This window comes from Morganella psychrotolerans (genome assembly GCF_001676155.1).
Lineage (GTDB): Bacteria > Pseudomonadota > Gammaproteobacteria > Enterobacterales > Enterobacteriaceae > Morganella > Morganella psychrotolerans.
This window is the reverse complement of sequence record NZ_LZEW01000031.1, coordinates 54,854-67,811: the sequence shown is the minus strand read 5'-3', so window position 1 is coordinate 67,811 and position 12,958 is coordinate 54,854. Positions and strand designations below refer to the sequence as shown.

Sequence of the window (12,958 nt, the reverse complement as noted above, 5' to 3'; positions counted from 1 at the left end):
GCTCTTCTTCTAAATGGAGAGGATAAGCCGGTCCGGCAAATAAAACCCTATTATGAACCGACTGCCTTAAAATGTCGAAAAGGCAGGGAGATCCCTGCCTTCTGAATAGTCACGCGATATAAACCGGACAGGTTACTGACCTTTTTTGTCGTCTTCGCGCTCTTTTGCCACAATTTCACGATACCAGCGCGGGTGATGTTTCTTCGCCCAGCCGCGTGTCACCCAGCCTTCCGTCATCGCACGAACCGATCCCTTCACCCAGATTGCCGCATAGGCATGGACAATAATGGTGATAATCAGACCAATTGCTGAGATGGAATGCACGAGCAACGCGATACGGATAACCGGAATAGAAAAATACTCCGCAAAGTAAGGACGCCAGATAACAATGCCACTGAGCAGAAGCAGGAACAGACAGATGCTGGCAACCCAGTAAACCCCTTTCTGACCGAAGTTATACTGACCGACATCCCCGGCTTCCTCATTTTTCATGACTTTGCCGATCTTCTTCGCCCATTCAATGTCATCACGATTGATAAAGTTGTGTTTGAAATAACGGAAAAACATAAACACAAACAATAAGAACATCACCACACCGACAAACGGGTGCAGAAGTCGTGATAACTGCGGCGTACCCAGAATGTTCATAAACCAGTTAAGGGACGGGAAAAAGAATCCCAGCCCGCTGATAGCCACGAACAGAAAACAAATAACCACCGCCCAGTGATTGATGCGCGCAATGGGTTTGTGGCGGATAATTTTTTCTTTATCATCCTGTTGCATTATTTCTGCTCCTCCTGACCTGCTGATTGCTCAGTCTTTGCCGGAACATCCTGAATATCCTTCAGAGCCTCTTCTTCCTCACGTTTTGATACCCGGTTAGGCCCGATACCAACATAGTGGAAGATTGCCGCCGCAAAGGTTGCCGCAAAACCAACTGCTGCCAGTGGTTTCCACGCGCCTTTCCAGAATTTCACTGTCGCACTGATCTCCGGATTCTCCGGCAGACCATGATACAGCTGCGGTTTGTTGGCATGATGCAGCACATACATAACGTGCGTACCGCCGACACCCTGCGGATCATACAAACCGGCGTTCTCATAACCACGGCTTTTCAGATCGATAACGCGATCACCCGCCAGCGCCTGCATATCCTCTTTCGAGCCAAAATGAATCGCCCCGGTCGGACAGGTTTTCACACAGGCAGGCTCCTGACCCACATCAACGCGGTCGACACACAGCGTACATTTGTACACGCGGTTGTCGTCTTTATTCATGCGCGGCACATCAAACGGACACCCGGCGATGCAGTAACCACAGCCGATACAGTGCTCAGACTGAAAATCGACAATACCATTCGCATACTGAATGATTGCGCCTTCCGCCGGACAGGCTTTCAGACAGCCCGGATCTGCGCAGTGCATGCAGCCATCTTTGCGGATAAGCCATTCAAATTTACCGTTCTCTTCCACTTCGGAGAAACGCATGACGGTCCAGGATTTGGCGGTCAGATCCTGCGGGTTATCATACACACCCACATTCGTCCCGATGGTATCCCGGATATCATTCCACTCCGAACACGCCACCTGACAGGCTTTACAGCCGATACAGGTGGTGACATCGATAAGCTTCGCAACCTCTTCCTTAAAATCCCGCACCTGAGGCGCGGGGGGTCAGGGAATTGGTGGCCGAGCGACGAATAATGTCCTGTGATTGCATTGACATAATTTATCTCCTTACACCTTTTCCACATTAACCAGGAAGGCTTTAAATTCCGGCGTCTGGGTATTTGCATCCCCGACAAACGGTGTCAGTGTATTGGCAAGAAAGCCTTTCACTGCCACACCTTCAAAACCCCAGTGGATAGGAATACCGATGGTATCCACTTTTTTACCATCCACATCCAGCGTCCGGATACGTTTGGTCACCACCGCTTTGGCTTTGATATAGCCGCGTTTGGAGCTGACTTTCACTGTATCGCCCTGCACAATGCCTTTCTCGTTCGCCAGACGTTCACCAATTTCGATAAACTGCTGCGGCTGAGTAATAGCATTTAACAGTGCGTGTTTTGTCCAGTAGTGGAAGTGCTCTGTCAGACGATAGGTTGTTCCGACATACGGGAACTCCGTCGCTTTACCCATCTGCGCCCAGTCATCTTTAAAGACACGGGCTGCCGGATTAGACACCACATCCGGATGCAGCGGGTTAGTATCGAGCGGTGTTTCAATCGGCTCATAGTGCTCAGGGAAAGGACCTTCCGCCATCTTATCGATAGCAAACAGGCGACCCATACCTTCCGGCTGCATGATAAACGGACCGACATCTGAATCCGGCGCAGCATTGCTGTAATCCGGCACATCCATCCCTGTCCATTTACTGCCGTTCCATTCCAGAATCTGACGCTTCGGATCCCACGGTTTACCCGCAGGGTCTGCTGATGCACGGTTGTAAATCACACGACGGTTCAGCGGCCATGCCCACGCCCAGCCAAGGGTATTACCCAGCCCGGTCGGATCGGCATTATCACGGCGCGCCATCTGGTTACCCTGCGGTGTCCAGCTGCCGGCAAAAATCCAGCATCCGCTTGCCGTTGTGCCGTCGTCACGTAATTGTGCAAACGAGGTCAGTTGCTCCCCTTTCTTCACAATCACATTGCCGTCAGCATCTTTCAGATCAACCAGTGCCAGACCATTACTCTCCTGTGCCACTTCTTCCGGCGTCGGATTGTCGCTGTCGAAGTAATCCCAGGTCATGTTCAGAACCTGCTCAGGCACCTTACCGCCTTCCGACTCATACAACTTACGGACGCGATGGAAAACACCTGACAGAATTTCACCGTCACTGATCGCTTCGCCCGGGGCATCCGCCCCCTTCCAGTGCCACTGCAACCAGCGCGCTGAGTTGACGATTGAACCATTTTCCTCAGCAAAACAGCAGGATGGCAGACGGAACACCGTAGTCTGAATTTGAGCGGGGTCAACATCATTGATTTCGCCGTGATTCTGCCAGAAGTTGGCGGTTTCGGTGTTCAGCGGATCAACCGTTATCAGGAATTTCAGTTTTGACAGTGCTTTAACGACTTTGTTTTTATTCGGGAATGACGCTAACGGGTTAAAGCCCTGGCAGATGTAGCCGTTGACTTCCCCTTTATCCATCATCTCGAAATAACGCAGCACGTCATAACCCTGATCCCACTTAGGCAGCCAGTCAAAGCCCCAACTGTTCTCTTTCTGCGCTTTATCACCATAGAACGTTTTCATCAGGCTGACAAAGAACTTAGGATAGTTGCCCCAGTAGTTCACCTGACCCGGGACCGTCGGCTTCGGCGTGTTCGCCGCCAGATAGGTTTCAATGGTTGTTTGTTTATCAGACGGCAACGTCAGATAGCCCGGCAGGCTCTGCGACAACAGACCGAGATCAGTTAATCCCTGAATATTGGAGTGACCGCGCAGCGCATTCACACCACCGCCCAGCATCCCCATATTACCCAGCAGCAACTGGATCATCGCCATGGTACGGATGTTCTGTGCGCCCACCGTATGCTGTGTCCAGCCCAGTGCGTACAGGAAAGAGGCGGTTTTGTCTTTCGCGCTGGTTTCGCCGATATATTCACAGACTTTCAGGAAGTCCTCTTTCGGCGTTCCGCAGATATTGGTGACAACATCCGGCGTATAGCGGCTGACGTGCTCTTTCAGCAGATTCCAGACGCAGCGCGGATCCTGTAACGTGGTATCCCGTTTCGCAAATCCGTTTTCATCCAGCTCATAGTTCCAGGTGGTTTTATCATACTGACGTTTTTCGGCGTCATAACCACTGAAAAGTCCGTTATCGAATGCGTAATCTTCACGCACGATAAGGCTGGCGTTGGTATACGCCTCAACATATTCACGGTTAATTTTTTCATTTTCCATCAGGTACTTAATCACACCTGACAGGAACGCGATATCTGTTCCGGGACGGATTGGCGTATAAAAATCAGCCACCGCCGCCGTACGGGTAAAGCGCGGGTCAATCACGATCAATTTGGCGTTGTTATGAATTTTGGCTTCCATCGCCCAGCGGAATCCCACCGGATGCGCTTCAGCGGCGTTTCCGCCCATAACAACAACAAGGTTGGCATTTTTAATATCAACCCAGTGGTTGGTCATCGCACCGCGACCAAACGTTGGAGCAAGACTTGCTACCGTTGGTCCGTGTCAGACACGCGCCTGGTTATCCACGGCAAGCATGCCGAGGGCGCGGGAAAATTTCTGGGTGACAAAACCGGTTTCATTACTGGCTGCGGACGCACACAGCATCCCGGTGGTTAACCAGCGGTTGACGGTGACGCCATCGCTGTTTTTTTCAATAAAGTTGTTATCGCGGTCGTCTTTAATCAATCGTGCGATGCGATCAAACGCCTCGTTCCACGAAATACGCTTCCACTCGTTAGTACCCGCTTCACGAACCTCAGGGTATTTAAGACGGCTTTCACTGTGAATAAAGTCAATAAGCCCCGCACCTTTCGGGCACAGCGCACCACGGTTAACCGGATGATCCGGGTCACCTTCAATGTGGAAAATAGATTCTTTGGCGTTTTTCGCTCCGTCGCCCAGGCTGTACATTAACAGCCCGCAACCGACAGAACAGTATGTGCAGGTATTTCGGGTTTCACGTGCGCGCAAAAGCTTATATTGACGTGAGCCGGCAATAGCGACTGACGGGGCGAAGCCCAGTGCCGCTGCTGTCGTTCCCGCCATACCGCCAGCGCAGATCTTAAAGAACTGCCTTCTGCTGACTTGCATGGGGATCTCCTTTGTTACATTGCTCTTATGTCGCTGTAAAATATAAAACAGCGAACTTTCTTTTTTTATCCGCACACGATGGTGCGATCAGGTTCATTGCCTGCGGGATGGTGTAAAATTTTTACCCATACTATTATTATGTATTATTAATTACAGGAATTCATCTGATGGATGACATTAATTCCATAAATTCGTTACACAAATGTCTAATTCGTGGTGCGCACCTCACAAGTGTGCAACAAAAAAACAACCATCGGACACAGCGAAGATGACTGGGTTGCAGAAGAAACACCGGTTGCACTGGTTTATAACGGCATTTCTCATGTTGTGATGATGGCCAGCCCGAAAAACCTCGATGATTTCGCCATTGGCTTCTCACTTTCCGAAGGGATCATTGAGTCAGCCAATGAAATCCGCGGTATTGATATTATGGATGCCTGCCACGGCGGATTTGAGATCCACGTCGAATTATCGTCACGCCGTTTTGCCGGACTGAAAGATCGCCGCCGTAATATGGCGGGACGTACCGGATGCGGTATCTGCGGTACAGAGCAAATCAGTGAGATTTTCCGCCCTGTCACACAGCTTGATTTTACTCAGACATTTTCACTGAGCCACCTCGATGAGGCGCTCAATCAGTTGCCGCAGGTACAGGAAATCGGAAAAATGACCGGCTGTACCCATGCCGCCGGGTGGATCTCACCGGAAGGTGAATTGCTGGGCGGATGTGAAGATGTGGGTCGCCATGTGGCGCTGGATAAATTGCTGGGAATGCGGGCAAAAGCACAGTGGACACAGGGTGCGGTGCTGGTTTCCAGCCGCGCCAGCTATGAAATGGTGCAGAAAAGTGCGCAGTGCGGGGCAGAAATTTTATTTGCCGTCTCCGCCCCGACAACCCTGGCGATTGAAACCGCCAAACGCTGCCGCCTGACACTGGTGGGTTTCTGCAAAAAGGGGCGGGCAACTATTTATACCCACCCGGAACGTTTACGCGACTGATTATTCAGACAGCGGATGATATATCCACAGATTCGGTTCACGGTAGATGACTTTGTCTGTTTCAGGATAAGCATCAACCGGAACCAGTGCGCCCGGCACAATATACTGACCGGCATGTGCAAATGCCATCCCGGTCCATTCAGACCAGGTTTCTGCGGATGCCGCAATTGTCATTGAACATAACGTCGGTTTGATAATCTGCCCGCCGAGCCGGACATGGGTGCGGATCCATGGATCAAACGGCTCTCCCTGCGGGGTCAGCCACTGACAATATTGCGTGAAATCCTGCAACGGATACTGCGCTTTGAGTGTCGGACGAACCGGTACCACCAGCCCTTTCAACCCCGCATCAATCACAGCGGTTTTCAGTGCATTGATAAGCTGCGCCGGAATGCCGCGTCCGCGAAAATCCGGGTCAACAGTGGCTGCCAGCGCACAAACAAATGTCGGCTCACAGGTTTCTGTCGCACCCTGCGTTAAGACCGCATCCCACCCGCCATCCGGCAAATCGGTCAGTGGTGCGTTCTTTGGAAAATAAAATGCAATGGCACTCAGTAACCCGACTACCTGCGGCTTGCCGGCAATGGTGGCGACAGCGACCTGTTGAAAAGGTATATTTTTCTTATTATATAATGCATCCCAGTAACGCTCAGTTACAGGGCTGCACAACATAAATAACGGCCATTGCTCCGCAACCAGTGCTTCAGCACTGTCCATCAATGCTTCATCACACTGCGCAACACTGAGGATCCGGACTGACGACATGTTACTCTCCGCTGATATAGTTTTCTGCGGATATATTAACGGTTTTTCAGCAGAAATAATTAACGTTACCTTTGTATTTTTCATTCTCCGCACCGGGAAAACAGGAACCCCTTACCGGTACGTTTTCCCGGGCTGTCGAGAATCTCGTAATACTCCTTCACCACGACAGATTGCCCTTTATCCCACTTACCGCTGTCAGATAATTCATCCACCCGGTGAATATCCCCCACCACCCGGTATTTCCGCCCTTTATAGCTGATATGTTTTGTGGCTCCGGGTGAAAACTGACGGGTCACTTCAACATACTCCGGCTGACCGGGCGCTTTCGGACGCAAGCCAATCAGGCGTATTCCCTGTGTCTGAGGGTCATTATCTGCCGCCCCCGGCACCGGCATATCCGGTGTCAGCGTAATCACCTGATAATGTTCAGAATTCATACTGGTCTGAGGCCAGTTTGCAGCCGCAAATCTACAGGTAAGAATAAGCACCGCAGATATCAATATTTTTATCGTATTATAAATCATAAGGTTATCTTTATTTTCCGGATGATATGAAACAGTATGACGTATGAATAGAAAATCAAACCGAATAACAGAGATTAATTAAACGCATTACTATACCCAACGTCATTCAGGATGCAGGCAGGCGGCAAGAGAAACCAGACGGGGAGCATAGGTAAACTATGTGACCTGTCTGGTGAGCGCAGCCAACGAACCTGCAGTTTTAATAAATAAGGGTATATTGCGTTTTAATCATATGTTTCTATAACAAATAGTAATACCCCACGCTTTTAAATTATATAAATGAATTAATAGGTGATTTTCAATAATAGATAAACCTGAATAGGTGTCACAAATTTTCATTTATTTTTTTTGAAATAAAACTGTCATAAAAAATAAAAAAATAGTTATTTTTTTAATCCGTTATTTAATTAGCATTCAAATCAAATTATTCCACACGCAACAGATGATAATAATTCTCATTTACAGATAAAAACTTCTCCTTTATCGTTGATTCGTCTTCCGGAAATAACACCGGAAATGCGTTTTATACCATGAGTCAACAATGTAATTTATCCCACGACAAGGAGTAAGGTTATGAAGATATTACATATTAAAACCCCGCTGGCTACACTCGTTACCCTTTGCGCTGCATTTTCTGCAGTACAGGCACAGGCTGAAGCTGGTTATGGCAGCTCAGTAAACCCGGTTACAGGGGGGCATATCATTGTTGGTGTAACCGCTGCATCGGAACGGCAAGGTCATCCGTCACCAGGCGGTGAGCCGGGAATTGGTTATTCAGGTATGCGAGAAGGAATGAAGGTCAGCTTTGCCGGCCTTCAGGGACCAAACCGTGCCGCGCCAAATGATAACGGAGTCTCTGTTATCACTTCGGTTCCACAATCGCATGGGAATATGGGTTCCTTTAACTTTGCGAAAGTGGCGGATGCCGATGTTTATTACGGCGAGTGGGCTTCCGGTACTGATTTCAGTGATGATTCCCATATGGTCTATTACGCCGGCAAAGATATCACCGGGGTTATGCCATCAGAGGGGACCGCTCAGTACAGCATTAAAGGACTCAGCCAGTACAACAGCGGTGAACAGGTCAGCGGCACACTCAGCACCGATTTTGATGCTAATACCTTTACCGGCGCTCTCAGTACAGCGGCGCTTAACTACAGTATGAGTGGTGTTATCACCGGTTCAGCATTTGACGGAACCGCCTCTGTCAGTAACGTTGGAGCAGGTACAGATACACCGGCGACTAACGGAACCTCTCAGGGTCATTTCTTCGGTGATGATGCACAGCAGTTAGCGGGCTATGCCGAGTTCAGCGATGATAAAGCGAAGAATATCGCTTTCGGCGGCACCAAGTCGTAATTCATTATTGATATACCCAACGTCATTCAAGATTCAGGCAGGCGGCAAGGGAAGATAGACGGGGAGCATACATCAGTATGTGACCCGGCTGGCTGAGTGCTGCCAACGAACCTGTAGTTTGAATGAATACGGGTATACCATTTTATCAGGAACAGAGTATCTGTTCCTGATACTTACCGGATATTATTATGTCGTTGCAGATAAAGTTACTTTATGGATTTAATTTATTCTTATTATTAATTTCTTTTTTATTCCCTGCATCTGCACATATACAGAATACAAATAAAACAACTCAATATAATACTGCTCAAAATTTATATTTATCACTTAAAAAAAAATCACCTGAAAAATATTTATCACTATCTGTCTGTCTATCAGAAAGATAACCATGCTGATCCGTTACTTATATTATTCAGTCAGGCAAAATTGGCGTATTTAAATCAGCGCCCCGGACTGGCGATTACGTTATATCAGGCCATTTTGGAACAAAAGCCTCACTTTTTTACCGCACAGCTGGAACTCGCCCGCAGCTACCGGGCTGATCGCCAGACCGGCAATGCGCTCTCACTGTTCAGAGCACTCAGTCAGCGTCTGCCGGTGACATCCCCGCACTACCCGGAGATTACCCGTACCATTACCGAGCTGTCCCGGGCACTAAGCTGGTCACTTATGCTCAGCGCAGGCAGCCATTACAATAATAACTATTACCAGACTCCTGAACCCGGAGCACACTGCCTGCATTACAACCCGGACGGCTCCTGCTATGCCAATCTGGTTACACAAAAACCTCACGCCGTATTGCAGTGGCGCAGTGACTGGGATCTGCGCAGACTAACCGCTCTGACCGGCTCTCATTTTCTAACTCAGCACTACCACACCGCCACCCGTTATGATGCCGCCAATCAGGTTCCGAATACCGTGACACTGACAGCCAAAGCGGGATATCACTACCAGGATCGTCACACCCTGTGGCAACTGACACCGGTGTTTGAACAACACATCTCCGCCGGAACACGCTTCTCTGCCAATTACGGATTACACACTTACCTGCATCAGCAACTCAGCCCTCACTGGTCACTGAGCGGACGGGCAGCACTTAAACAGCACCGCTTTCAGCCCCGTCTGCATTCACACAACGGCACAGAATATCAGCTGATGCCGCAGGTTACCTGGCGTCCGCACCCTGCCACCACACTGTACCTGCAGGGGGAAGCTACCGTTCACCGGAAAAACGATCCCTATAAACACTACCGGACGGCCGCACTGCACACCGGTTTAAGCCACCTGTGGCATCCCTTCTTTTCTCAGTCTGTTCATGCGGTGTACAGCCGCAAACGCTATAACCATATACACCCGTTACACCGTCATACCAGGGAGGATCGCTCACAACAGTACAGTACAACGCTCGCCTTCTATCCGCCGTCATCCGGACAGATTTCACCACAGCTTTCTCTTATTCATACCCGGAACCACAGCACTATCCCGTGGCTTTATACCTACCGGCAAACTGAAATCATGCTGCGTTTTGAACGGCTGTTTTAACTGCATTTTCTTTTCTGTTTTTTTTATTTCTTATCATCCGGGAATTGTTATGCCTTCGCATTCACCATCATCATATAAACCCTGTAAAAAACTCACATTACTGCTGCCGGTCTTACTGATGCCGCAGTCCGGGCTTACTGCTCAGGAAAAAAAATCAGCAACTGGGCGAAATTACACTCCGAAACGAACAGTCGGCAGCAGACAGCGCCAAAGATAAAATCTATGACAAAAATGTCTCCACACTGATCCTCACTAAAGAAGAGATTGAGCGCTATAAAGGCACATCTGCCGCCGATATTCTCAAAGGTGCCAACGGTGTATTCAGTGGCGACGCCCGTAACGGCAATGCATTGGATGTGAATATCCGCGGTATACAAGGGCCGGGGCGTGTTCCGGTCACTATCGACGGTACCGAGCAGGCGGTTACCGTCTACCGGGGGTATAACGGTGCTAATAACCGCAATTACCTTGACCCGATGCTTATCAGTGAAATTGAAATAGAGAAAGGCCCATCTCTTAATCCACACCTAAAAAGCTCCGTGGGTGGTGGCGTTGCCATGAAAACACTGGCCATCAATGATGTGGTAAAAAAAGGCGAACAGTTCGGTGCTGCACTGATGCTGGAAAACAGCAGCAACACAACAAAGACAAGAGTGCCGGATCTGGGGATCGGGGAAGACTACCGCCTTGTGGATAATATGAATTTTCAGTGGTTTATCATTGATGACCCCGGCACCCATTTAACCCCGGAAAACCGTGATAATGCTCCGTTGCTGAATAAAAGCGATTACGCCTGGCGGCTGGCACTGGGTGCACGCAGGGAGAATATGGACTTGCTGTTTGCTTATGCTTACCGCGACCGGGGAAACTATTTCGCCGGTAAACGCCACAGCGAAAGCTACAATAAAGCAATGACAGAAGAAGATATTGGTATTCTGCAAACGTCTAATATGACCTATGACCCCTATATGCCGTTTGTATCCCGGATTTACCGCAAAGGCAATGAAGTGCCGAATACCTCGGCAAAAACCGAGTCTATACTGATAAAAAATACCTGGTACCTTAATGATGATCACGCGCTGCAACTGAGCTGGCGGGATACCCGGTCAGATTTCGGCGATATTATGCCTTCCCGGCTGGGCTGGATACGTGCAGAAGATAATATTATTCCGCAATGGCCGCTGGCGGACCTTCATGCGCAGGCAGGCTATATCCATCTGAAGTCACAACCTGCACATTTTGCCTACATCGATTCTGATATTCGTCTGTGGACCACCCTGACCACCAGCAACACCAACTCTGCCGGTGGCTGGCCGCGCTACCCTAAAAATATGGACGATGGCTATAAACAGGGGGATGCCAGTACTATTAACCCGGCTATCGACGGGACATTAATTAACACCGCCACCCTTAATGTACAGAATCAGCGCTACGGACTGGATTTTTCGAATAAATTCGCCTTTACCCCGGAACTGTCCATGACACTGGCTGCCAATATGCAGTTTGAACATCTGGACAGTAATACCGGCCAGGAAAACTACAAATTATTTATGTTTGCGGTTCCTGCCCGTAAAGGCCGCCGCTTTGAATATCAGCAATCCGTCAATATTGACTGGCAACCCGCCTCCTGGCTGACACTCAGCGCCGGGGGAAAACAGACTGTCTACTGGAGTGTTGATGACTTATCCAATGAATGTGCCGCCCGCAAAGAACCCTATTGCAAACAAAATTATGAAGTCACCGGCTATTACCTTAATTACTACCGGAATATGACAGACACCGAAGCTTTGGCTTACAACAATCGATACAAAAACAGAACAACATTACCACCTGAACAACAGAAAATTCTCTCAAAAAAGAAGTTTCAGCCATTACTTCACCGGGACGACCCTACCGGCAAAAAATCACGGGTTATGGTACATGAAAAAAAAATTCTGGGCTGTTGACACCAGCGACGGACGCCTGAAAAACAAAGATAAACCAGAGATTGATACCGCACTGCGGGGTATTGATCCCTACACAGGCAAAGAAACCTATGTCTATGAATATAACGATTATCCTATTATGGACGGTGATAAAGTCCTGCAACCCGTCACCCACACCTGGAAAGAAAAACCCCGCCGCCAGGCCGGTGCCTGGACTCCCGTACTATCGGCATCCGTTCATCTGACAGATGATTTGCGCCTGTACGGGCGCTATGCAGAAACCGTGCGTATGCCGAGCCTGTTTGAAGATACGGTCGGTTTCTCCGGTATCTCTTTCCCGCATATTGGTTACCATTATAAACCGGAGCGCGCTGTCACCCGCGAATACGGTGCAGTCTTAAATGGTAAATCACTGCTCAACGCTGCCCGTCATGCCGATATCCGTCTGAACTATTTCCATACCGATATCCACAATGTCTTTGATCGTGACAATTTTTTCCGCTTCACACAAATGGATAAGCAGATACTGAAAGGGATAGAAGTACAGGCCAGGTATGACCACGGCTGGATTTTCAGTGACTTAGGCGTGACATATAACCTGACGAACAAAGTGTGTGATGAAACATCCAATGCCTACATGGACCCGACCGGGCTGAAGAACCTGCCATCATGCCTTGACGGTGGTTATCCGGGCGGTTTCCTGCGCACCCAAATCCAGCCGCGATACTCTGTCACCCTCAATTTGGGCGGGCGTTTATTACAGGAGTCATTAGAAATCGGCAGCCGCTGGCTTTACCACAGTGCCGTGGAAAACAGTCAGGAAAAGCGCTTAATGACGATTGTGCCAAATAAATACAGTAATTTTAATAACTTCCCGATGCGCTGGAATTCAGTACTGACGGTGGATGCCTACGCCAAATATAAAGTGACACCCGATGTCTCACTGGAGCTGACCGCAACTAACCTGACCAATGAATATTACCTCGATCCGCTTACGCGCTCGATGATGCCGGCACCGGGCAGAGCGGTGAAGCTCAGTATGTCTGCGAGATTCTGATGA

Annotated in this window: 8 protein-coding genes and 2 pseudogenes; 5 read left to right on the top strand and 5 right to left on the bottom strand. The window is 49.1% G+C overall.

Annotated elements, in window-relative coordinates:
- Positions 1-132: 132 nt before the first annotated feature.
- From fdoI to fdnG, 3 genes and pseudogenes are all read right to left on the bottom strand, one after another.
- Entirely contained in the window at positions 133-783 is a 651-nt protein-coding gene (gene fdoI, locus AYY16_RS16365; RefSeq protein WP_067369060.1) for a formate dehydrogenase cytochrome b556 subunit, read from the bottom strand.
- A pseudogene (fdxH, locus tag AYY16_RS16360) lies at positions 783-1,725 on the bottom strand (formate dehydrogenase subunit beta). Before fdxH ends, fdoI begins: the two are co-directional and overlap by 1 nt.
- Before the next feature lie 11 nt (positions 1,726-1,736).
- A complete protein-coding gene (fdnG, locus tag AYY16_RS16355; RefSeq protein ID WP_150385145.1) occupies positions 1,737-4,784 on the bottom strand; it encodes a formate dehydrogenase-N subunit alpha in 3,048 nt (1,015 codons plus the stop codon).
- 167 nt (positions 4,785-4,951) lie between these two features.
- On the opposite strand from fdnG, the pseudogene fdhD reads away from it, so the two are divergent.
- Positions 4,952-5,783: pseudogene (fdhD, locus tag AYY16_RS16345) on the top strand (formate dehydrogenase accessory sulfurtransferase FdhD).
- Here the strand turns inward: fdhD and AYY16_RS16340 are convergent.
- Together AYY16_RS16340 and AYY16_RS16335 are read right to left on the bottom strand one after the other, a co-directional pair.
- A complete protein-coding gene (locus AYY16_RS16340) occupies positions 5,784-6,548 on the bottom strand; it encodes a transferase (protein WP_067369314.1) in 765 nt (254 codons plus the stop codon).
- A gap of 80 nt (positions 6,549-6,628) precedes the next feature.
- On the bottom strand, positions 6,629-6,985 hold the full coding sequence (locus tag AYY16_RS16335; protein ID WP_223861253.1) for a hypothetical protein: 357 nt from the start codon (positions 6,983-6,985) through the stop codon (positions 6,629-6,631).
- Positions 6,986-7,645: 660 nt separating this feature from the next.
- Here AYY16_RS16335 and AYY16_RS16330 point away from each other — a divergent pair.
- The 4 genes from AYY16_RS16330 to AYY16_RS21240 all read left to right on the top strand — a co-directional run bounded on the left by AYY16_RS16330 (position 7,646) and on the right by AYY16_RS21240 (position 12,955).
- Positions 7,646-8,431, top strand: a complete 786-nt coding sequence (locus AYY16_RS16330) for a Slam-dependent surface lipoprotein (RefSeq protein ID WP_067369048.1) — start codon at positions 7,646-7,648, stop codon at positions 8,429-8,431.
- A 255-nt stretch (positions 8,432-8,686) separates the two neighbouring features.
- Positions 8,687-9,973, top strand: a complete 1,287-nt coding sequence (locus AYY16_RS16325) for a surface lipoprotein assembly modifier (protein WP_459562093.1) — start codon at positions 8,687-8,689, stop codon at positions 9,971-9,973.
- A 137-nt stretch (positions 9,974-10,110) separates the two neighbouring features.
- Entirely contained in the window at positions 10,111-11,919 is a 1,809-nt protein-coding gene (locus tag AYY16_RS21245; protein ID WP_328585683.1) for a TonB-dependent receptor plug domain-containing protein, read from the top strand.
- The gene (locus tag AYY16_RS21240) at positions 11,894-12,955 is read left to right on the top strand and encodes a TonB-dependent receptor domain-containing protein (RefSeq protein WP_235846335.1); all 1,062 of its coding nucleotides are present in this window, start codon (positions 11,894-11,896) and stop codon (positions 12,953-12,955) included. The genes AYY16_RS21245 and AYY16_RS21240 overlap by 26 nt, the downstream gene beginning before the upstream one ends.
- Positions 12,956-12,958: the final 3 nt, after the last annotated feature.